At 59.0% G+C, this 20,429-nt stretch carries 20 protein-coding genes, 1 tRNA gene and 1 pseudogene; 10 read left to right on the plus strand and 12 right to left on the minus strand.

Features of this window, described 5'->3' with window-relative positions; genetic code table 11:
* Window positions 1-86: 86 nt before the first annotated feature.
* A complete protein-coding gene (locus CD175_RS07795) occupies window positions 87-1,127 on the minus strand; it encodes an AraC family transcriptional regulator (protein WP_104448397.1) in 1,041 nt (346 codons plus the stop codon).
* Between the two features lie 238 nt (window positions 1,128-1,365).
* On the opposite strand from CD175_RS07795, the gene CD175_RS07800 reads away from it, so the two are divergent.
* On the plus strand, window positions 1,366-2,283 hold the full coding sequence (locus tag CD175_RS07800) for a SphA family protein (protein WP_240628959.1): 918 nt from the start codon (window positions 1,366-1,368) through the stop codon (window positions 2,281-2,283).
* A 105-nt stretch (window positions 2,284-2,388) separates the two neighbouring features.
* Here CD175_RS07800 and CD175_RS07805 read toward each other — a convergent pair whose 3' ends face one another.
* The 3 genes from CD175_RS07805 to CD175_RS07815 all read right to left on the minus strand — a co-directional run bounded on the left by CD175_RS07805 (window position 2,389) and on the right by CD175_RS07815 (window position 5,475).
* Window positions 2,389-3,597 (minus strand): DSD1 family PLP-dependent enzyme, encoded by a 1,209-nt coding sequence (locus CD175_RS07805; protein ID WP_167399515.1) that lies wholly within the window; start codon window positions 3,595-3,597, stop codon window positions 2,389-2,391.
* 74 nt (window positions 3,598-3,671) lie between these two features.
* Complete coding sequence (locus tag CD175_RS07810; RefSeq protein WP_104448400.1) at window positions 3,672-5,066, minus strand: D-arabinono-1,4-lactone oxidase; 1,395 nt, start codon at window positions 5,064-5,066, stop codon at window positions 3,672-3,674.
* Window positions 5,067-5,088: 22 nt separating this feature from the next.
* Entirely contained in the window at window positions 5,089-5,475 is a 387-nt protein-coding gene (locus CD175_RS07815; RefSeq protein ID WP_240628939.1) for a c-type cytochrome, read from the minus strand.
* Window positions 5,476-5,728: 253 nt separating this feature from the next.
* On the opposite strand from CD175_RS07815, the gene CD175_RS07820 reads away from it, so the two are divergent.
* Both CD175_RS07820 and CD175_RS07825 read left to right on the plus strand, forming a co-directional pair.
* Window positions 5,729-7,354, plus strand: a complete 1,626-nt coding sequence (locus CD175_RS07820) for an NADP-dependent glyceraldehyde-3-phosphate dehydrogenase (RefSeq protein ID WP_104448401.1) — start codon at window positions 5,729-5,731, stop codon at window positions 7,352-7,354.
* Window positions 7,355-7,398: 44 nt separating this feature from the next.
* Window positions 7,399-8,439, plus strand: coding sequence for an FUSC family protein (locus tag CD175_RS07825; protein WP_104448402.1), 1,041 nt, complete (start codon window positions 7,399-7,401; stop codon window positions 8,437-8,439).
* A gap of 15 nt (window positions 8,440-8,454) precedes the next feature.
* On the opposite strand, the gene CD175_RS07830 is transcribed toward CD175_RS07825, so the two are convergent.
* Complete coding sequence (locus CD175_RS07830; RefSeq protein WP_104448403.1) at window positions 8,455-9,348, minus strand: DMT family transporter; 894 nt, start codon at window positions 9,346-9,348, stop codon at window positions 8,455-8,457.
* Window positions 9,349-9,484: 136 nt separating this feature from the next.
* On the opposite strand from CD175_RS07830, the gene CD175_RS07835 reads away from it, so the two are divergent.
* Entirely contained in the window at window positions 9,485-9,922 is a 438-nt protein-coding gene (locus CD175_RS07835) for an Lrp/AsnC family transcriptional regulator (protein WP_007973356.1), read from the plus strand.
* A gap of 56 nt (window positions 9,923-9,978) precedes the next feature.
* On the plus strand, window positions 9,979-10,308 hold the full coding sequence (locus CD175_RS07840) for a YceK/YidQ family lipoprotein (protein ID WP_104448404.1): 330 nt from the start codon (window positions 9,979-9,981) through the stop codon (window positions 10,306-10,308).
* 60 nt (window positions 10,309-10,368) lie between these two features.
* Here the strand turns inward: CD175_RS07840 and CD175_RS07845 are convergent, their stop codons facing one another.
* Window positions 10,369-11,040, minus strand: a complete 672-nt coding sequence (locus CD175_RS07845; protein ID WP_104448405.1) for a Bax inhibitor-1/YccA family protein — start codon at window positions 11,038-11,040, stop codon at window positions 10,369-10,371.
* Between the two features lie 123 nt (window positions 11,041-11,163).
* Between CD175_RS07845 and CD175_RS07850 the strand changes: the two genes are divergently transcribed.
* Window positions 11,164-11,251 (plus strand) — tRNA-Ser (locus CD175_RS07850).
* Window positions 11,252-11,359: 108 nt separating this feature from the next.
* On the opposite strand, the gene CD175_RS07855 is transcribed toward CD175_RS07850, so the two are convergent.
* A complete protein-coding gene (locus tag CD175_RS07855) occupies window positions 11,360-12,283 on the minus strand; it encodes a universal stress protein (protein ID WP_104448406.1) in 924 nt (307 codons plus the stop codon).
* 322 nt (window positions 12,284-12,605) lie between these two features.
* Between CD175_RS07855 and CD175_RS07860 the strand changes: the two genes are divergently transcribed.
* Complete coding sequence (locus tag CD175_RS07860; RefSeq protein ID WP_104448407.1) at window positions 12,606-13,031, plus strand: potassium channel family protein; 426 nt, start codon at window positions 12,606-12,608, stop codon at window positions 13,029-13,031.
* 24 nt (window positions 13,032-13,055) lie between these two features.
* Here the strand turns inward: CD175_RS07860 and CD175_RS07865 are convergent.
* Window positions 13,056-13,499 (minus strand): annotated as a pseudogene (locus tag CD175_RS07865) (hypothetical protein); the annotation flags it as partial.
* 294 nt (window positions 13,500-13,793) lie between these two features.
* On the opposite strand from CD175_RS07865, the gene fnr reads away from it, so the two are divergent.
* Entirely contained in the window at window positions 13,794-14,537 is a 744-nt protein-coding gene (fnr, locus tag CD175_RS07870) for a fumarate/nitrate reduction transcriptional regulator Fnr (protein WP_104448408.1), read from the plus strand.
* 85 nt (window positions 14,538-14,622) lie between these two features.
* Here fnr and CD175_RS07875 read toward each other — a convergent pair whose 3' ends face one another.
* On the minus strand, window positions 14,623-15,534 hold the full coding sequence (locus CD175_RS07875) for a universal stress protein (RefSeq protein WP_104448409.1): 912 nt from the start codon (window positions 15,532-15,534) through the stop codon (window positions 14,623-14,625).
* Window positions 15,535-15,759: 225 nt separating this feature from the next.
* Here CD175_RS07875 and CD175_RS07880 point away from each other — a divergent pair, with 225 nt between their 5' ends.
* The gene (locus CD175_RS07880; RefSeq protein WP_104448410.1) at window positions 15,760-16,323 is read left to right on the plus strand and encodes a GNAT family N-acetyltransferase; all 564 of its coding nucleotides are present in this window, start codon (window positions 15,760-15,762) and stop codon (window positions 16,321-16,323) included.
* A 54-nt stretch (window positions 16,324-16,377) separates the two neighbouring features.
* Here the strand turns inward: CD175_RS07880 and CD175_RS07885 are convergent, their stop codons facing one another.
* Together CD175_RS07885 and CD175_RS31315 are read right to left on the minus strand one after the other, a co-directional pair.
* Entirely contained in the window at window positions 16,378-17,301 is a 924-nt protein-coding gene (locus tag CD175_RS07885) for a universal stress protein (RefSeq protein WP_104448411.1), read from the minus strand.
* Between the two features lie 24 nt (window positions 17,302-17,325).
* Entirely contained in the window at window positions 17,326-17,655 is a 330-nt protein-coding gene (locus CD175_RS31315; protein WP_167399501.1) for a hypothetical protein, read from the minus strand.
* Window positions 17,656-17,967: 312 nt separating this feature from the next.
* Between CD175_RS31315 and CD175_RS07895 the strand changes: the two genes are divergently transcribed.
* Window positions 17,968-18,888, plus strand: coding sequence for a universal stress protein (locus tag CD175_RS07895; protein WP_104448412.1), 921 nt, complete (start codon window positions 17,968-17,970; stop codon window positions 18,886-18,888).
* Between the two features lie 21 nt (window positions 18,889-18,909).
* Here CD175_RS07895 and CD175_RS07900 read toward each other — a convergent pair whose 3' ends face one another.
* Window positions 18,910-20,109, minus strand: a complete 1,200-nt coding sequence (locus CD175_RS07900) for a patatin-like phospholipase family protein (protein WP_104448413.1) — start codon at window positions 20,107-20,109, stop codon at window positions 18,910-18,912.
* Between the last annotated feature and the right edge of the window lie 320 nt (window positions 20,110-20,429).

Consider the following 20,429-nt stretch of genomic DNA (forward strand, 5'->3'; position numbering starts at 1 on the left):
TTAACCGGTGTGTGAGGTTTTGTGTGCCGTCGGAGGTCAGGAACCTGTGGCAAAGGGGGGCTTCTGTGGTGCTCACCACAGAAGGATCAGACTACGCTGGGGCTTTCGCTGCGGAACGCACTCGGACTCATGCCGGTCCAGCGCTTGAACGCCCGGCGAAAGCTGCGCACGTCGCTGTAGCCGACTTCCTCGGTGATGCGTTCGATGGACATGTCCGGGTTGGCCAGCAGGCTCATGGTGCGGGCCTGGCGCACTTGTTCCAGCAGTGTTTCGAACGTCAGCGCGTGTTCGGTGAGGCGCCGACGCAAGGTACGGCTGCTCATGTTCAGGTCGCTGGCGATTTTCTCGATGTGGCTGCCCTCGGTCAGGTCCCGGGCAATCGCCCGTTCCACCGCCTGGATCAGGTCCATTTTCTGGTGCACCTGCGCGGCTTCCAGTTCGAGCAGTTTCACGGCCTGACGCAGGGCCAGGGAGTGGTGATTGGGCAATTGGACGTCCAGCCAATGCCCATCGATCACCATGCGGTTTTGCAGGCAACCGAAACGCACATCCGGACCCAGCAGGCGCGAATATTCGCCGAGATAGTCCGGCGCCGCATGGATGAACTCCACGGCCATCGGCTTGAAATCCGCCCCGACCAGCGCCCGGCCGTACACCAGCAGGCTGGCGAAAAACTCCTCGACCGCGAACAACTGCACGTCGGCGAACGGCAAGCGGCATTCAACGTCGACAAACACCCGGTCACCCGCCTCCTCCACACTGGACACGACAATGCCGCCCGAGGTGTGTTGATGGCGGATGCCCAGTTCAAAAGCATCGCGCAGGGTCTTGCACAGCGACAACACATGCCCCAACAGCCCCAGCGTGCCGAGCACGTTCTGCGCGCCGACCCACAGGCCCAGCCCCTGATTGGGCAAGGCCTTGAGCGCACGCTGAATCATGGCCACGGCCTGGCGATAGGAAATGCGCTGCGCCGGATCCTGAAGGTCTTCAAAGTCAAACCCCAACCCTCGGCACAGGCTCTGGGGGTTGATGCCTTTCTGCTCGGCGACTTCGGCCAGGGTTTGCAGGAGAAACGGCGACACCAGCGCCAGTTCAAAGGTGGGATCGATCACTTTCATTTGCATGGGGCCATACATTCCGGGACGAGCAGCATTCTTATTTTTGTAACCGGTTATGTCGAAGGAAGTTAGCACAGCGTTTAAAGGCTGTCCGCAGAAGTCCCCCTAAATGGCCGCCAATACCCTGCCTTGCAGGGCGCGGACAGCTTATTTCTATGGGGCGGCCCTCGTATGGATGCCGGACAGCCCGCTAACAATAATAATGAGTACACCCATGATCGCGACTCGCACGACACTTTCCCTGATGGCCATCAGCCTGGCCGGCGTCTGCGCCCTGCAACCGGCCCTGGCCACCGAGGCTGGCGTGGACAACATCGGCCCCGGTACCGACGGCTTTTTCATGTTGCCGCTTTCGCCCGACAGCCTTCCGGACAACATGGTTGCGTTCAACCTCTACTACAACCACTACAAATCCACGAATCTGAACATCAGCTCCCTCGGCGGCAAGGTGCCGAACGTCGAGATCGAATCCACGGCCGTCATTCCGCGCCTGGATTACCTCAGCCCGGTGCGGGTGTTTGGCGGCCGGTTGGCCGGCTACATCGCGCAGCCATGGCTCAAGCAGGAAGTCTCGGTGTTCGGCCTGCCGCAGGACACCCGCGAAGGCATGGGCGACACCACCGTCGCGCCGATCATTCTCTGGGACATGGGCCCAAACCTGACCCTCGGCGCCGCCATTGAAGTCACGGTGCCGACCGGCGAATACAGCGTCGATCGCCTGGCCAACACCAGCAACAACTTCTACACCTACAAACCGCTGTTCTCCTTCACCTGGCTGCCGACGGACAGAACCGAGGTGTCGATGAAGACCACCTACAGTTTCAACGAGAAAAACAAGGACACCGATTACAAGTCGGGGCAGATTTTCCACATCGACTACTCGGCCAGTTTCAAGATCACCGACGACCTGATGTTCGGGCTGAACGGCTACTACCTCAAGCAAACCACCGATGACAAACAGTTCGGCCACACCGTGCAGTTCAACGGTCAGGACGTGAACGACGGGGTGCGCGGCCAGGTGTTTGCGATTGGTCCGGCGCTGCACTGGACCTTTCTCAAGTACGCCAGCGCGGAGATTCGCTGGGCCAAGGAGTTCGACGTGGAAAACCGGCCTGAAGGGGAAATGCTTTGGGCCAAGGTCAGTATTCCCTATGCGTTTTGACTGAACTGACGCCTTCGCGAGCAAGCCCGCTCCCACATTTGGAATGCATTCCCCTGTGGGAGCGGGCTTGCTCGCGAAGGCGGTGGCACCTCCACAAAAGATCCTTCAGGAATACACCGGCCAGCTATCCACAATCCGCCCACGCCGAACCGCCAGCAAATCCCCAAACTGCAACAACACCGCCTCCGTCTGGGCAGGCCGCAAGAACACCTGGTCCTCAACCCCAAGCCCCACCGCCGCCGAACCATTGACCATCTCCTGGTTCGAACTGCGGCCATACACACCATTGCTCTGCAACCCCGGTGGCGATTCGAACTCGGCCATCCAGTTGCCGCCGTAGATAAAAAACGTCTCACGCTGATTGGCGTCCCACCAGGCAAACAGCCTGGACTTGTCGTCCAGCGCCGGAATGTTCACCGCCCCGGTGCTTTTCAGCACCGGCGTGGCGATGTAAGCTGCCGGCACATGTTCCACCAGCGACGGCAAGTCATAGTGAGTGGGCTTGAGCATCGCCGTCCCCACCGACACTTCGCTGCTGAGCTGCTCTTGCTCATGCATGCGATAGCTCGGGCTGCCGGCCGTATTGATGGTCAATCCTTCTCGCCATAAACCGGGATATTGCTGACGGGTGAAATCGACGCAGCGCTTGTAGATCACCATCACCTTGGCGAACAGCTCTTCGGGCGAGCCCAGAATCCCCGGCACGCCCATGCCCACGAACGGGTCGTAGCCCATGAATCCGGCGAACTCCAGGTGCTGCGGGTGCTGGCTGATCAGCGTCAGCATCTGCCCGAGTACGCCAAGGTCGCTGATACCTCCGCGATGCAGCCCGACATCCAGTTCGATGTTCACCCGCAATCGCGTGTCCAGCCCCTGAGCCAGGGCGAGGTATTGCTGCAAACGCTCTGGCGTATCGAGCAGCCATTGCAATTGCTTCGAAGGGTCGAAAGGCCCCTTGTGCGACTGATAGAACAACTGCGCCGAACGCACTGGCAGCGGCTTGCCCAGCAGAATGTCAGCCTCGGGAAACTGCACGGCGTCATGATTGAGAAAGGGTTGGTGAAACGACATCAGGCGTTGCGTGCCGGCGCGCTGGATGATGTAGGCCAGAAGCCCCGGTGCCGGCAGCGACTTTTCCACCAGCCGCAGGTGTTTGCCGCCACGCTTGACCGATTGCATCACCACGTCGATGTTGTGATCCAGCCGATCAAGGTCGATCAGCATCACCGGACGCATCGGCCCGTGGTCCTTGAGCTCGCGGTTGAGCAGGCGGAAATAGTCGCTGTAGGGCGCACCTCGGTCACCCGGCCGCAGCCACGCCCCGACACCCGCCAACAAGGCGCCGACGCCTGCGGCACCCAGCATGAAATTACGGCGATTGACGGCCATCAGCTCACCCCCAGGATCGATGACAAATGCGCATTGAGGAATTTGCCGTTGGGGTCGAGTGCCTGCCGCACCTGAATGAACTCCTGCCAGCGCGGGTACAGCAGCTGCAGGTTTTTCGCGTTCAGCGTGTGCAACTTGCCCCAATGCGGCCGGCCGTTGTACTTCCAGAAAATCGGCTCGATGGCGGCGAAGAAGTTGTGATGATCCATCTGGTAATGCTGGTGGACCGAAATCGAACAGCTGTCGCGGCCTTCGAACATGCTCAAGGGAATGTCATCGGCCTTGACGTAACGGTATTCGATCGGAAACCAGGTGCGCAGGTCTTTGTCCTGGATCAGCTTGAGGATCTCGCGCAAACAGGCCGGGCCGTATTCGGCCGGCACGGAGTATTCCATCTCGTTGAAGCGCACCGTGCGCACGTTGGCATAGATGTCGAACGAATCGCCCACCCGGTCATCGAAGCTGGCCAGGTGGCGCAGGTTATTGAGCATCGTGCGGCGCAGGTCCGGGAAGTCGCTGGCGTACTTGTCGATCTTCTCGATCAGCGTGACAAACTCGTTGCCGCCCTCCTCATCCGCCGGGACCGGCGGTGTGGACGGGTCGGTGGTTTCGTTCAGGGCGATCGACAAGGCGTAGTCGGAATGGGTCACCACAAGCATTTCCCAGTGCTGGTTTTCCCGGGTGTTCTTGTCCAGGTCTTCGAGCAACTCTTCGGTTTTGGCGATCCACTGCCGCTCCCGCAAGCGATACGCCGGGCGGTTTTGCAGGCGCACCCGGGTCGCCACGCCCAACGCCCCCAGGGACACCCGGGCGGCGCTGAACACCTCAGGATGGCGATTGGCGTCACACTCCAGCACGTCGCCCCCGGCGGTCACCAACTGCAAGCCGCAGACATGCGCCGAATAGGATTGAAAGTGCTTGCCGGTACCGTGGGTCGAGGTCGAGATCGCGCCGGCGAGGGTCTGGTAATCGATGTCGGCCATGTTTTGCAGGGCCTGGCCGATGTCCTTGAGCGGTGTGCCCATGCGTGACATCGGCGTGCCGGCGGCGAACTCGGCTTGCAGGGTGTTCGGATCGTGATCGAGCAACCCCGAGAAATAGCTCAGCGACAGCAAGGTGCCATCGGTGGGCACCAGCGCGCTGAAGGAATGTGCCGAACCCACCGGACGGATCTTGCCGGGGGCCTGGCGCACCACTTGGGTCAATTCATCCAGGTTCTTCGGCGCCAGCCGCGCCGCCGGCAGGCAATTCTGGCCGCCCGACCAGTTGCGCCAGGGAATCAACCGTGGCGCGCGCAGCAGCTCGGCCAGCGCCGGGGCTGAGCCGAGCGCGGTAAAGGCGCCGATGACGCTCGCCCGTTGCAACAACTGACGCCGTGTCAGGTCCATCGTCATGAATCGCACCCTGCCGTTCTTGTTATTGGATTTGCTGGCCGGACATGAAGGCAATCAGCGCCAGGAACTGTTCCTGCGAACACTGCATGCACATGCCCATCGGCGGCATGCCGTTGTAGCCGTTGATCGCGTGATCGAGCAGCGAGTCGGCGCCCTGCAGCACCCGTGGCTCCCAGGCCTTGATGTCGCCGGTCAGCGGTGCCCCGGCCGCCGGGTTGGCGTGGCAAAGCTTGCAGCTGTTGTCGTAGACCTGCGCCAGCTCGGCGTCGGCGGGCCTCGCGGCACCAGCTTCGTTGCGGGTCGGCGGGTTTTTCGGCTCTTCGCCACACCCCGCCAGCAACGCCGCAAAGACACCCACCGCCAAGGCCAAACAAAGGCTAGGCTTTTCAGTTAATCGGCTTGCCCGCATGGCTGTCCTCTCATTGGCTGCCCGGTCGGCCGGGTGCAGCTTTTTTGTTGTGCTCAAGGAGAGCTCAACACTAAGGCACTCCACGCGGGCGGGTTGAGGGCATTGGGGGCCAACAAGGGGCGCTTCTGAGGCCATGACGGAGGGCGCCGATAAATCCGCGAACGGCAAAACGCTGAGATGAGTCATGACAAGGGTTGCTGAGGTCTGCTAAAACGATTCATCAGTGCATCACCCAATCCAGAGGGGTAGCGACATGACCACAGCCAATATTCTCCAGAACCTGTTCCCGAGCCCCGCCGACATCCCGGAAAAGTACCGCCTCGACGGCCAGACCGAACAGCGTGAGTACCTGGTCGATGGCGTACTGAGAACCTGGAACGGGCCACTGGCCCAGGTCCGCAGCCCGGTGTACCTGAACGGTGCCAACGGCGACGAGCAAGTGATACTCGGCAGCACGCCGCTGCTCGATGCCGACACCGCATTGACCGCCCTCGACGCTGCCGTGCGCGCCTACGACCGTGGCCAGGGATTGTGGCCGACCATGCGCGTGGCCGAGCGCATCCAGCACGTCGAAACCTTCCTCGGGCGCATGCGCGAGCAGCGCGACGCCGTGGTCAAGTTGCTGATGTGGGAAATCGGCAAGAACCTCAAGGATTCGGAAAAGGAATTCGACCGCACCTGCGACTACATCGTCGACACCATCAACGCGCTGAAAGAGCTCGATCGCCGCTCCAGCCGTTTTGAACTGGAACAGGACACCCTCGGCCAGATCCGCCGTGTGCCGCTGGGCGTCGCCCTGTGCATGGGGCCTTACAACTATCCGTTGAACGAAACCTTCACCACGCTGATCCCGGCGCTGATCATGGGCAACACCGTGGTGTTCAAACCGGCGAAACTCGGCGTGCTGCTGATTCGTCCGCTGCTGGAAGCCTTCCGCGACAGCTTCCCGGCCGGGGTGATCAACGTCATCTATGGCAGCGGCCGCGAGACGGTCAGCGCGCTGATGGCCAGCGGCAAGATCGACATCTTCGCCTTCATCGGCACCAACAAGGCCGCCAGCGACCTGAAAAAACTCCACCCAAAACCCCACCGCTTGCGCGCGGCGCTGGGCCTGGATGCGAAGAACCCGGGCATCGTCCTGCCGGAAGTGGACCTGGACAATGCAGTCAGTGAAGCGGTGACCGGTTCGCTATCGTTCAATGGCCAGCGCTGTACGGCCCTGAAGATCCTGTTTGTCCACGAAGACGTGGTCGAGTCTTTCATCGACAAATTCAATGCCAGGCTCGCCAACCTCAAACCCGGCATGCCCTGGGAAAGTGGCGTCGCCCTGACGCCCCTGCCGGAATCGGGCAAGGTCGACTACCTGCACGCACTGGTGGCGGATGCCGAGAGCAAAGGCGCCAGGGTGGTCAACCCCAACGGTGGCGAGGCCCGGGCGTCGTTCTTCTACCCGGCAGTGCTGTACCCGGTCACGCCGCAGATGCGGGTTTATCAGGAAGAGCAGTTCGGCCCGGTCATCCCGATCGTGCCGTACCGTCATCTGGATACCGTGATCGATTACGTGCTGGAGTCGGACTTCGGCCAGCAGTTGAGCATCTTCGGCACCAATCCGGTGGCGGTCGGCCGGCTGGTGGACACCTTTGCCAACCAGGTCGGGCGCATCAACCTCAATGCCCAGTGCCAGCGTGGCCCGGACACCTACCCCTTCAATGGTCGCAAGAACTCGGCCGAAGGCACCCTCTCGGTGCATGACGCACTGCGGGTGTTTTCGATCCGCACGCTGGTGGCCACCAAGTTCCAGGAGACCAACAAGGACCTGATCAGCGAGATCATCAGTGGCCGCAGTTCGAGTTTCCTGACCACCGACTACATCTTCTGAGGAGAGCCAGCCTGAGTACATCCAGAGCCGATCGACTGCCACCGCTGCTGCGCCGATTGCTGCGTCCGTTGCTGGACCCGTACCGGCGCTACCGCCATGCGCGGGTGATCCATGCGGTGCGGGTGTCGCTCGGCTTGCTGGCGACGATCCTGCTGACCACCGGGATCAAACTGCCCCACGGTGAATGGGCGTCGGTGACCATGCTGGTGGTGATCGGCGGCTTGCAGCACCACGGCAACATCGGCAAGAAAGCCGCCGAGCGTGCCATCGGCACCTTGATCGGCGCCGGTGTCGGCCTGGCGCTGGTGGCACAACAGGCCTGGCTCGGAATGCCCTGGCTGACCTATTTCGCGATGTCGGTGGTCTGCGGGTTTTTCTCGTATCACGCCATCGGCAAGGGCGGCTACACCGCGCTGCTGTCGGCGATTACCGTGTTCATCGTCGCCGGGCATGGCGACAACCCGGTCACCGATGGCTTGTGGCGCGGGGTGGATATCCTGATCGGCATTGCCCTGGCCCTGGCGTTTTCCTTCGCCCTGCCGCTGTACGCGGTGTATTCCTGGCGCTACAACCTGGCCGATGCGCTGCGTGATTGCGCGAAAGTCTACGGACGCATCATTGACGGCCAGGCCATCACCGCCGACGAACACCTCAAGCTCATGACGCGCCTGAATGCGGCGATGGTGCAACTGCGCTCACTGATGCCGTCGGTGTCCAAGGAAGTGAAGATTTCCATGACCGAGCTCGATGCCATCCAGCGCAACCTGCGCATGTGCGTCAGCACCCTGGAAATCCTTGGCAATACCCGACCGGATGCCAATGACCCCGAGGCCATGACGCTCCTGCAAACGGCATTGAAAGCCGAACATCGACAGATCCGCGTGCAATTGATCGGCATGGCCCGGGCGTTGAAATCAGGCGCCGCCCAGCGCCTCGATCGGCCCATGGAGGTGCCGCTGGTCAGCCTCGATGCACCGGTCTACAACGCGCTGGACGGTTATCGCCTGCTGACTCAACAACTGGCGGCCAACATCGGCGAGATGCGCCAGCGCCTGGCCAGGAACGCACCGCGCTGGAACATTTGAAGCCGGTGAGGCGGGTTACGGCGTCACCCTGCGCCGAAACTTGAGTGACCAGCCTTGCTGCATACCGGCGGCGGCCAGCAGGATTGCCGCGACGCCGATCCACTGCAGCGGCTCCAGACGATGGCCAAAGGCAAACCAGTCGACGAAAATCGCCGCAATCGGATAGATGAAGGACAGCGCCCCCGTCAGCGCAGTCGGCAGTTTTTGAATGGCGCCGTACAGCAACACATACATCACACCGGTGTGCACCATGCCCAGTGTCACCAGGCTGGCCCATGCGCTCGGCGCCTGCGGCAGTACCGAAAGATTCGCGAATGGCGCGAGCAACAACACGCCGGTGCTGACCTGGATCAGCGCAATCAGGTGCGGTGGCGTCCCCGTCAAACGCTTGATGATCAGCGCGGCAATCGCATAGAGAAACGCCGCGCCCAATGCCAGGGCAATGCCCGTCAGGTAATCGCTACCGCTCTCGCCCTGGCTGCCATGGGCACTGACGATGGCCAGCATCCCGAGAAACGACACGCCCAGCCAGAGCATTTTCTGCGTCGTGATCTTTTCGTTGAGAAACAGCGCCGCCAGCCCGACCAGCATGAACGGTTGAACGTTATAGACGGCGGTGCCGATGGCAATCGACGCCCGGGAATAGGACGCGAACAACAACACCCAGTTGCCGACAATCGCCACCCCGCTGAGCTCGGCGAGCAAAAACGTGGTGCGGGTCAGAATGCCAGGGCGCAGAAAGCCGAAGGCGGCGCAAATCAGCAGCAAGGTGCCGGCACCGAACAAGCAGCGCCAGAACACCACATCCAGTACCGGTTGCCCGGACACCAGCACGAACCAACCGATGGTGCCGGAGATCAGCATGGCGGCCGTCATTTCAAACGAACCGCGGCGTAGGGATTTGTCCATCATCAGACTCCTGTGTTTGTGGCAAAAGTATGCCGATGCACCACAGCGCTACTCCATAGCAAAAAGCAGGCTAAACTCTGAATCGGCCTTTTTTATGAAGGCAGTTTTGAAAAAATGCCTAACAGAGGGTTTCGCCATGACCGATGACATCGACCAAGTGCTGATCACGGCCCTGATGGAAGACTCGCGACGCTCGCTCAAGGCCCTGGCGCAAATCAGCGGCCTGTCCTCCCCCAGTGTTGCCGAACGCCTGCGCCGCCTGGAAGAACGTGGCGTGCTCAAGGGCTACACCGTTGAAATCGACCCGAAAAGCTTCGGTTATCAACTCCAGGCCATCGTGCGTATTCGCCCGTTGCCGGGCCAGTTGCAAGAAGTGGAGCGGCAAATCATGGCCATTCCCGAATTCACCGAGTGCGACAAGGTGACCGGCGACGACTGTTTCATCGCACGCCTGCACGTGCGCTCGATGGAACAACTGGACACCCTGCTCGACCGCCTCAACACCCACGCCGAAACCAACACGGCCATCGTCAAGAAAACCCCGGTCAAGCGCCGGTTACCGCCCATGGCGTGAGTGATATTTGCTTCAGGCTGAAGTAGATTGATGGTTTCCGGCGAAGGATTGACGGCATGAAAATTCAGGCAATGCTACTGGCGGCAATGATGCTTGCGGGTTGCGGCACGATTCAGACGGTTGTGCGCAGTGACGAAGTGGCCTCGAAAAGTCTCCAGAAACAAAAGAGTTACTGCGGTGCGGTACCGCGAATCTACAGCGGCGTGACCTACGACTTCTGCTACCTCAACGCGCCCCTCGAAAACGGTCGGGATGCGCAGGTACATGGCCCCGCCCCCGCCATCGTGCTGCTCGACGTGGTCGTGTCCGGCGCATTGGACACCTTGCTGCTGCCCTACACCCTCTACCGCCAGCAAGCCGACGGCAGCATTGTCATTACCGAATAACCCTGGATTCCAGGCAATAAAAAACCCGCCTGAGCGGGTTTTTTACTTCAAGGCCGACGATCAATCGTCACGGCCCATGATGCCGAACAGCTGCAACAGGCTGACGAACAGGTTGTAGATCGATACATACAGGCTGATGGTGGCCATGATGTAGTTGCGCTCGCCGCCATGAATGATGGCGCTGGTCTGGAACAGAATGCAGACCGAGGAGAACAGCACGAAACCTGCGCTGATCGCCAGTTGCAGACCGCTGATCTGGAAGAACATGCCCGCCAGCGTCGCACCCAGCAGCACAAAGAAGCCTGCCGTGATGAAACCGCCAAGGAAGCTCATGTCCTTGCGGGTGATCAGCACATAGGCCGACAGGCCGCCGAACACCAGCGCGGTCATCGCGAAGGCCGAGCTGACCACTTCAGCGCCGCCCTGCATACCCAGGTAACGGTTGAGGATCGGGCCGAGCAGGAAACCCATGAAACCGGTCAGGGCAAATGCCGACACCAGGCCCCAGGCCGAATCACGGAGTTTGTTGGTGAGGAAGAAAAGACCGTAGAAGCCGATCAGCACCACGAAAACGTTCGGGTAGCCAACACGCATCTGCTGGGCAACGTAGGCCATTACACCGCTGAATGCGAGGGTCAGGGCGAGCAAGCCGTATGTGTTGCGCAGGACGCGGCTAACCTCTAGCTGCTCAGCCTGCACGCTGTTATTAACTGCGTAATCCTGTTCGCGCATGGCGACACTCCTGTTGGTTTGAAACGTTCAGTCGCAAAGATCATAACAGACGCTCTGTAACTAGCTATGCAGAGAGTTTGACAGTGTGTTTCATTCAGGTATTATGGCGCCCGCAACGCAAACGGAGGTGTGGCCGAGTGGTTTAAGGCAACGGTCTTGAAAACCGTCGACTGTAACAGGTCCATGAGTTCGAATCCCATCGCCTCCGCCATCTTTATACGACAAAGCCCTGATTATTCAGGGCTTTGTCGTTTCCGGGGTTTGGCGAATACACGACCACACTCAAAGCATGACAAAACCCTCCCGATTTCCCGCCTTCCTACATCCTGCCCCCCGATAATGGCTTGACGATCATCAAACTGCACGGTGCCCGGTTCAACACACTCTCGGCGGTATCGCCGATAAAGCCCTCAGGCCCATGGTGATAAGCCGTGCCCAGCACCACCATGTCGAAAGCATGCTGTTGAGCGAACCGCGCGATTACCTTGTGGGGGGAGCCCGTCAATAAATGTCGGTGGGCATCCTTGATGCAGTAGCGCTCGGCAAGCACATCGAAAGCCTCTTGTTGGGCATCCTCGATAGCGTTTCTCAAATTCTCATCAAGACTGCCTGTCGGTACACTCATCGGCGCATCGCTTATCTCTGACCAACGACTGACGTTAAGCAAGTGCAACTGCGCACCGCAACTGGCCGCCAGAGTAGAGGCCAGGTCAAGTATTCGGTCATTCAATCCCTGAGTGAGTTCCTCTAGATGGGACAGATCGATCGCCGCGAGAATTTTCAAGGGCTTGGGATTTTGGGCGCTGGTCACCAAGTGCAGGTGGGTCGGACACTCGCGTAGCAATCGCCAGTCCACGGGCCGATGAAAGGCACGGTCAAGCGCCGGCACATAATGGGTGTCCTTGATCACCAGGTCCGGAAGAAAATCGTTCACGTATTCCAGCAGGTTTGTCAGGCTCGACCTGGCCCAGACCACTTCGGTGGTCACCTGTATGCCGCTGCATCGTTGAAACCGGGCCTGCTGCTCCAGCCAATGACGGTGAACCTGCAGATAGCCTTCTCGTGCCTGTGCCATCGCGTCATGGTCAAGCAGACCGGCTACCGCCAGGGCCTGGACATAATCGAACGCGACAATGTGCAATAAGGCACCGGTTGCACCAGCCAAGGCATGTGCACGCTCAAACGCCGGGGTCAGGGTCATTTCGCTGGGTGCTATCAATAGAATGCGTTTGAGTTTGAGCATCACATACCTCGCCCTGAAACCTGCCTGATTGCAAACCCGCCTGGCTGTCGAGCCTTGTGTCAAACGTTTGTTACTTCGAGCGAACTCGTGACTGCAGCCAGCAAAAAGTCCTGTCGACTTGTTGCGACCGGAAAGCGGCAGTTCGATTATTTGGCGTTATACCGTGGGGGATCTGACTTTTATCAACTAATCAACAGCTATCGTTAACGGAGCGACTGGCTTTCGATGACTTAAACCCTTGTTGATTCAGCTCAACGATTTTCCGGCTTCCTCGCGTAGAACTACGCAGATGCACTGCCTCCCCTATCGCTGGAGATTTGCCATGCTGGCAGTCACGCTGATCAATACGCTGGTGGTGGTCATCGCCGTAGTGATCCATTACGAATGCCTGTTACGCCTGAATGACTGGCTGCCCCGGCTCAAGGTGTGGCACCGCTTCAGAATCGTGGTTGGCGTATTCGGCGCCCTCCTGGCCCACGCCATAGAGGTCTGGTGCTTTGCGCTGGTCTATTACCTGATGTTGCACTCAGGGGGATGGGGCAGCCTGACGGGTAACTTCGACGGTTCGCTGATGGACTGCGTTTACTTTTCCTTTACGACTTACACGACCATCGGCTTCGGCGATATTTCGCCTGTGGGCAACCTCAAATACTTGACCGGTCTACAAGCCCTTACCGGGCTGGTGCTCATCACATGGACCGCATCCTTCCTGTTTCTGGAAATGCAAAAGTACTGGAAGCGCAAATAATCCCCTCTCTGACTCGTATCAGACTCAACTGACGGTCTGGATCAAGTCTGGTACGGACAGGATCCAGACCGCCAGAACGCAGCAGGACTTGTCCACGCCATGGGACTGGACTCTGCCCATCACGATCACATCCACATTGTGTTCATTGGCAAACTCACTCGACACCGTCACCGGGCCGCCCATGTCCGCCAGAAGAGCGGCCGAGATATCACAGGCATACAGCAAATGCAGCTCGGCGTTGCACTGCATCGCAAGGCTGCAAGCCTGCTTGATGATTCGGTCGTTCAATTCATTGTCGGTAGACTCGACATCCGGTACCTCGACCGCTGCTACTACCTTGCGAGGCAAAACGAAGCTGCTCCCGCCCACCAGAAAAACCGGCACCGGACAGTGACGCAATAAGTGCCAATCCAACGGTGTGAAGAAGGCTCGCTTGAGTACTGTGGCCATTACCGGCTCAGCCTGGACGTCATGTGCCTGCAGTTGCCCGGCACACGAAAAATCGCTCTTGAACTTCTCCGCTAGCGGATCAGGCCACCAACAGGTTTTTCTCGATTCTGAGCGCCTGCAGCGCTCATGACTTGATTTACATCAACGCTCAGAAAGTACGTATTGACTGAATGACGCACAGGCAATGGGCATTGGTCCAGCAGACGCAACGAGGCATTCACCCGTTCGTCTATTACATCCACTATAAGTTGGAACAAAGGGTGGCCTGGGCTGCTAGCGCGTATGCTGATCCTATTCGTGCGGAGACATGTCATGTCTGAAGCCATGCAGATTCAAAGTCAAAACCTCAAGTCTGCATGTTCCAACTGCAGCGTCCTGGAGCTGTGCCTGCCGCTTGGCCTGACCGGTCCGGAAATCGAACGTCTCGACACACTGATCGTGCAACGATTCAAGGTCAAAAAGGGCGCAACGCTTTACCGCGCGGGCGACCCGTTGCGTTCGCTGTATGCGGTGAGAATCGGTTCGTTCAAGACCAGCGTGCTGTCGGTCGATGGTCGCGAGCAAGTCACAGGGTTCCAAATCCCCGGCGAAATGCTTGGTCTGGATGCCATCAGCACCGATCTGCATGCGTGTAATGCCGTTGCTTTGGAAGATAGCGAGGTCTGCCCCATCCATTTTGCTCACCTGGAAAAACTTGCCCGGGAACTGCCTTCGTTGCAGCACAACCTGAACAAAATCCTCAGCCGGGAAATCGTTCGCGATCACGACATGCTGATGATGCTGGGCAACATGAACGCGGATGAACGACTGGCCGCTTTTCTCCTCAATTGGTCGCAGCGCTTGAATACCCGCGGTTATTCGTCCAGCAGCTTTGTGCTGAAAATGCGTCGGGAGGAAATTGGCTCCTACCTGGGCCTGCGCCTTGAAACCATCTGTCGGGGCATCGCGCACCTGCGAGACCAGGGACTGGTGGAAATAAGCGGCCGCGACGTCAAGATCCTGAACATGGACGGGCTCAAGCAACTGAACGTGGGCTGCCATCGCAACCTCCACTGACACCTGAAGCCTGGAGAATCTTCATGCGTGCCATGGTGCTGGCTGGCGCTGTTGCGCACAGGTCAGTTCAACGGTGCGATAGCGCTCACTCCCTGGCACGCGACCTGACCACCAACAGACTGCCCGGCACAGAGTACAACGCCCGCTCGGTGTTGCTGCCGATCAACCGATCGAGCCCCACCCGATTCGCAGTCCCCATCACCACGACATCGGCCAGGTATTGCTCGACAAACTCACTGATCACCGGCACCGGCAGTCCCATGACGAAATGCCGTCGCTCCGCTGGCACCCTGTAGCGCTGCGCCAGTGCAACAAACGCCTGGTGCAAGGATTGACGCAGCTCTTCGCTCAGATCCACGCCCCAACCGCCCCCGGCCAATGGCGCGTCGCTGTTGAAAGCCGGCGACAGGTCATAGGCGTAGAGCAGGTGCAACGGCGCATCGCATTGCAGGGCCAGGGCGTTAGCGGTCTGAATGATGGTGTCGTTCAAACCGCTCAATTGTGTCGACGGATCGAACGGATCCACTGCTGCCACGATTCGGTGCGGCAAGCTGTAACGAACGTGGTTGACCAGATGCACGGGGATCGGGCATTCACGCAACAAGTGACAATCAAGCGGGGTGATGAACACTCGCTTGAGCACAGGCTCAAGGGTTACATCCTTGATCAACAGGTCGGGTTTGAGATCCTCGACCGTCTTCAAGATATCCAGCAGTGCATGGGTGGTGAAGACGGCCTTGACCGTCACCTGCAGCCCCAGGTCGCTGAGTCGATCGAGCTCTTCGGCCTCCCAGCGGCGGTAGCGACGCAAATACCGCTGTTGCTCTGCGTCATCGACTTTTTCTTGCCATAAATGCACCACCGGTGCCGGTTCGACAAAGGCCCGTACATCCAGTACGGCCCCGGCTGCCTTGGCCAATGCGACGGCACGCAGCTGGGCGGGAGACTGATGCAGGTTTTGATCAGCGATCAGCAGAAAACGTTGATATTGCCCCATCACACACCTCCGTTCGACTCCGGTCGTACAGTGCCGGGATGCTTTCAAGACTGCGCTCTATCACCTGGCGCGGTTTGATTTACATCAAGCCCACGCAAACCGGTGCCGCCGGCACAGCTGTCTGATCCAGATCAGATTCAAACGTCGCCAGCGGAGTAGAAAAGAACTCAAACGCGAATTTTCTTCCGCATGCCAATCTTGCAAACCGCACTGGAGGAACACCCCATGCTTACCGTCAAAGACCACAACGATCGGGCCGCGGCCACCTATGCCGCGGTCGACGGCCAATACTGGATAGAAGCGCTCAGGGACGGTCGCCACGTTTTGATCCGACCACTGGCGCAGAAGGATCGCGACCGTGAATACGCCTTCATCAAACGGCTGTCTCCCGAATCCAGTCATATGCGCTTTCTCGCGCAGATCAGCGAACCCGGCGCTGCGATGCTCGATCAGTTGATGGACACGGACAATAAACAGCGTGTGGCCTATGTCGCCCTGGTCCATGAAAAAGGGGATCTGGTCGAGATCGGCATCAGCCGTTACGCGGCCACCCGCGAGCATGAGTGTGAATGTGCCGTCACGGTCGCCGATGAATGGATGCATCTGGGGCTGGGCACGTTGTTGATGGAGCATCTGATCAAGGCGGCGCGCAAAAACGGCTTTCGCCAGATGTATTCGGTGGACGCCTCCAGCAATACCCCCATGCGCGACCTGGCCAAGGCGCTCGGATTCGAGACGCACAATGATCCCGACGACAGCCGTCAGGTGATCCATCGTCTTTACCTGTAGAACAAACGCTGCGCGATGTTCCGGCCACCGGTTCGTCGCGGGGCGATCCAGCCCTCAGGATTGCAGCATTCTTCCCGGCTTGATCGCCAGCACACTGCACGGCGCCCGATGCAGCAGGTGCTCGGCGGTGGTTCCGATTAATTTGCTCAGGCCCTTGTGCTGTACCGTGCCCATGACAATCACATCGGTACGGTGGTCCGAGACGAATTCACAGATACTCGGCACGGGTGCCCCCACTATGAAGTGACGACGCTGCGGTGACACGCCGTGGCGTTCAGCGATGGCCGCAAATGCCTCATGCTGAGCCGCTCCCAACATTTCATGGATCCCGCTGGCCAGCGGCAATGCGCCAATGCCCATGTCCTGGACATATATAGCCGTCCAGTCATACACATGCAGCAACTCAAGACTGGCATCACAGACCGCCGCCAGTTTCGCCGCGGCGCTGATAATCTGGTCGTTGAACACAGGGTCCTGATCTTCATCGCGCAACACATCAATGATGGCCAGCACGTTGCGTGGTCGGGCATTCAGCGCAGTCGTCACCAGATGCACCGGCACAGGACAATCGCGCAGCAGCTGCCAATCCAGCGGTGTAAAAAATACTCGCTTGTACGCCGACTCTTCCTGGGCGTCCTTGATGATCAGCGCCAGCGGCATCTCAGTGATGAAGTTCAGAATCTCCTCATAAGGATGCTGTACCCACACCACTTCGCTGGTGACCTCGACACCCTGCTTGCTCAACAATCCGGCTTGATCCACGAGCCATTGGCGATGGGTTTGCAGATAGCCGTCCCGAGCCCGATTGAATTGTTCCGGGGCGAACAACCCGGCCACCGCCAGGGCCTGGGAATAGTCGAACGCCACGATATGCAACGGCAATTGCATCGCGAGCGCCAGCGCAGCAGCCCGGTCGAATGCCGGTGTCCGAGTCATGGCTGAAGGAGCAATCAAGAGTAAACGCTGAGATTGCGTCATGGGGCACCTCGGCACGCGGCCATTTCAATCCGGGAGTAGACCCACAGATTGATTGCTCCTTGTTCCGACCACTTGATTTTTATCAGTTGCGCACGCGATATCCATCAGAACAGCCCCATACCCGCCCATAACGCCAGGGTCAGCAACACCTGGCCCCGGATCACGCAAGCGGCGAAGCGGCGCTGCCCCTGCCAGGCTAGCGCCGCTTGGCCAGACATGGGGCGCCTCGATACGCGCCGTGAGCTGGCCAACAAATGCCTGTGCTTCTCCCAGAGTGTTGAAGTTCACTTTCAAGGCATCCATGCACACAACCCAGCAATGGCTTGCCGGTTTTGCCTTGATATCAATGATCATAGAGTCCTCCGTACTGCTTCGAGAATGCATGGTCCAGTTCCTTTCGACGAATACAGCCGCTCTCATGGTTGGCGTGGTGCTCCCTCCTCCACCGTACGTATGCCGCAGTTCAGCATGAGCCCAAAGATTGCGCCGGGGAGTCGGACGAAAAATTGATAACGGTCAACAATTTCGTCACTGGACGAAGCCCGGACAACCGCACGTCGGGCAACGCCATCCGTTCCCTTCCATTTGACAAAGATCAAACCCGGCGCCCCGAACAGCGGCAGGCTAGGGGCAAGCGATTGCGCGACTACCTACCGGAGATCTGTCATGTCCGATCAATTACGCTTCATGTTGGTCGTTTCGCCGTTGATGGAAAACAGCCCCGTCTTCGACCGGGCCGCTGCCTTGGCCAAGGCTTCAGGTGCTGCCCTGCACATCGTGGCGTTCGATTATCTTGAAGGGCTGGCGACTGCCGGATTGGTCAATGGACAGGCGCTGGAACAGATGCGGCTGGGCTATGTCGAGCGCCATCGTCAGTGGCTCGAAGACCAGGCCCGCCCGTTGCGCAAGATCGGTGTGCACGTCACCACGGAGGTCGTCTGGGTCGAAAGGCCTTTGCAGGAAATCCTCATTCATCTCAAAGAACAGCCGATGGCCGTATTGATCAAGGCGCTGGAACACGAATCGCTGCTGTCACGCCTGATGTTTACGCCGTTGGATATCCACCTGCTACATGAATGCCCGGTGCCCCTGCATTTTGTCAGTCATGTGCACAACGCTTTGCCGCGCAAGATCGTCGCCGCCGTTGACCCTTTCCATTCTGATGGCAAATACGAAGGCTTCAACGACAGCATTCTGCGCGAGGCCTCCAAACTGGCGAGCACCTGTAATGCAGAACTGGACGTGATCTACGCCCATGACCTTTCCAGCATCAGTGCGGACGAATTCGGTTTCAGCAATGGATCGGCGTTTTTCTCCTCGGGAAAAGCCAAGTCGCTGTTCGAAGCGCAGGCTGATGCGTTTCGCGAACTTTCTGAGCGCAACGGTATCCCGCCGGAGCACCAGCACATGATCATGGGCAGTCCAGTCAAGGTGCTATCCAGCTACGCGCAGACCTGCGACATCGATGTGATTGTCATGGGGCGCATTGGTCATCGCGGCATGGAGCGGCTGGTTGGCAGTACGGTGGAACATCTGCTGTACAAGTTGCCCTGCAGCGTGTGGGTGGTTTCCCCGGAAAAAATCTGAATGTTCGATGACGCGCTTGTTTCATCGTTTAGCGTTTTCCAGGTACGGCAATTTATGCCACGGATAGCCCTTCGCGCTGAGTTGAAAGGCGTAATCGAATAAACGCTTCATGTACTCGCCATCGAATTTCCGATCGTGCGCAAAGTTAAAGTCGGAGCCAATGTACGCAAGATTGAAATCCGCCCCATCCTGTTGCGCCATACGGTAGATACGCTCCAGGTCGCTGATCCCCTGGGTTTGAATCAAGGCGCTGATGGCCCGGCCGCCGATGCTCAATGTGCGGCGCTTGGTCCCGGACCACTGCGGCTCCAGTGTCCCGTTACGAATGACATAGAAATGTCGGTCGAATCGCAACGGTGCTCCGGTGGCTTTGCTCAGCGCCATCACGGTGCTGGGTGGGTAAAGAAACACTTGGGTGATGACCCCTCCGTCCACGTGCATTTCCTGGAACTGTTTGCCGTCAACGTCCACATCAATCATGACGGGTGAGACTGCACCGGGAATGCTCATTGACGCGAGCATGATGTTGCGAAAGAGGTCGAGCGCTCCCGGTGCCTGGCTTGCGGCAATCGCGCCCATGTTCCAGGTGACGGGCCGCCCCGAATCAAGGTCGGTTGTGCCGATCAGCAGGATTCGTCCTTTGGCGTACTCCGTCGCGATCGCCGCAAGAATCTGTGCCGTGACGTATTTTGCGATGAGCCGCGACAGTGGCTTGCTGTCCGCTATACCGTCGCTGGCGAAACGGGTTAATACGTTTCGTGAATGAAAAATGTCTTTGGGACCGATTGCGTTGGAGACATGCCGAATCACGCTGTCGTAATCGGACCCCAGGTAAGCGAACGGAGCGACCAGGGCACCCGCGCTAATGCCGGTGACGACCTTGAACTGGGGGCGAGTCCCATGCGTCGTCCATCCCGCAATCAGTCCCGCTGCGAAGGCGCCCGCATCGCCGCCACCGGAAACCGCCAGCATATTGGCCAGCGGAAGGATATGGTTCGACTTCCCGGCCTTGGCAAGCTCCTCGCTCTCACGCTTGTTGGACTGAACCGCATCCTCAATGAAAGGCGTCAGGTCGTGGTCCAGCCTGTAGCGAGCATTGGGAATGCCGGGGATGACCGCTCTTTCCGTCAAGGTTGGCGGAACAGCGTCACGACGTGGCAGACACGCTTGAAGAAACATGTCCAGAGTTGAGGCGCCAGGTCTGAGCGGGAATGGTTTCAAAGCGCGTCTCCAGCCCTTGCCTTCGTCAGCAAGCGCTCATCATCGCCGAGAGAGGCCCTACCCCTGGTGCTCGAGATGACTACACGCCAGCCCCGCCTGCGGCACTTCATTCGAACGCCGGGCTGCTCATTCTGCGCTCCTTTACCTGATAAAAAAACTCATTGGCCACGCGCGCCAGGTTTTATACGAAGCCATTGGACTCACCAGGTTAAAGGGCAGAGCGTAATATTCAACAAGCCGGGTTGGAGCGCCTGATGAAAGAGCATGGTTTCAATAACCAGCATAAGATGTGTCAGAACCTCTAGCTCGTCAGTGACAAC

The organism is Pseudomonas laurylsulfatiphila (genome assembly GCF_002934665.1).
Taxonomy (GTDB): Bacteria; Pseudomonadota; Gammaproteobacteria; order Pseudomonadales; family Pseudomonadaceae; genus Aquipseudomonas; species Aquipseudomonas laurylsulfatiphila.

Bases quoted from the DNA above. Each gene is read 5' to 3' on its own strand.
- CD175_RS07810 (WP_104448400.1), bottom strand. From the start codon at position 5,066: ATGACGATGGACCTGACACGGCGTCAGTTGTTGCAACGGGCGAGCGTC.
- CD175_RS07815 (WP_240628939.1), bottom strand. From the start codon at position 5,475: ATGCGGGCAAGCCGATTAACTGAAAAGCCTAGCCTTTGTTTGGCCTTG.
- CD175_RS07855 (WP_104448406.1), bottom strand. From the start codon at position 12,283: ATGCTCAAACTCAAACGCATTCTATTGATAGCACCCAGCGAAATGACC.
- CD175_RS07880 (WP_104448410.1), top strand. From the start codon at position 15,760: ATGCTTACCGTCAAAGACCACAACGATCGGGCCGCGGCCACCTATGCC.
- CD175_RS07840 (WP_104448404.1), top strand. From the start codon at position 9,979: ATGAAAATTCAGGCAATGCTACTGGCGGCAATGATGCTTGCGGGTTGC.
- CD175_RS07830 (WP_104448403.1), bottom strand. From the start codon at position 9,348: ATGGACAAATCCCTACGCCGCGGTTCGTTTGAAATGACGGCCGCCATG.
- fnr (WP_104448408.1), top strand. From the start codon at position 13,794: ATGTCTGAAGCCATGCAGATTCAAAGTCAAAACCTCAAGTCTGCATGT.
- CD175_RS07860 (WP_104448407.1), top strand. From the start codon at position 12,606: ATGCTGGCAGTCACGCTGATCAATACGCTGGTGGTGGTCATCGCCGTA.
- CD175_RS07885 (WP_104448411.1), bottom strand. From the start codon at position 17,301: ATGACGCAATCTCAGCGTTTACTCTTGATTGCTCCTTCAGCCATGACT.
- CD175_RS07845 (WP_104448405.1), bottom strand. From the start codon at position 11,040: ATGCGCGAACAGGATTACGCAGTTAATAACAGCGTGCAGGCTGAGCAG.
- CD175_RS07895 (WP_104448412.1), top strand. From the start codon at position 17,968: ATGTCCGATCAATTACGCTTCATGTTGGTCGTTTCGCCGTTGATGGAA.
- CD175_RS07800 (WP_240628959.1), top strand. From the start codon at position 1,366: ATGGCCATCAGCCTGGCCGGCGTCTGCGCCCTGCAACCGGCCCTGGCC.
- CD175_RS07875 (WP_104448409.1), bottom strand. From the start codon at position 15,534: ATGGGGCAATATCAACGTTTTCTGCTGATCGCTGATCAAAACCTGCAT.
- CD175_RS07795 (WP_104448397.1), bottom strand. From the start codon at position 1,127: ATGCAAATGAAAGTGATCGATCCCACCTTTGAACTGGCGCTGGTGTCG.
- CD175_RS07820 (WP_104448401.1), top strand. From the start codon at position 5,729: ATGACCACAGCCAATATTCTCCAGAACCTGTTCCCGAGCCCCGCCGAC.
- CD175_RS07835 (WP_007973356.1), top strand. From the start codon at position 9,485: ATGACCGATGACATCGACCAAGTGCTGATCACGGCCCTGATGGAAGAC.
- CD175_RS31315 (WP_167399501.1), bottom strand. From the start codon at position 17,655: ATGATCATTGATATCAAGGCAAAACCGGCAAGCCATTGCTGGGTTGTG.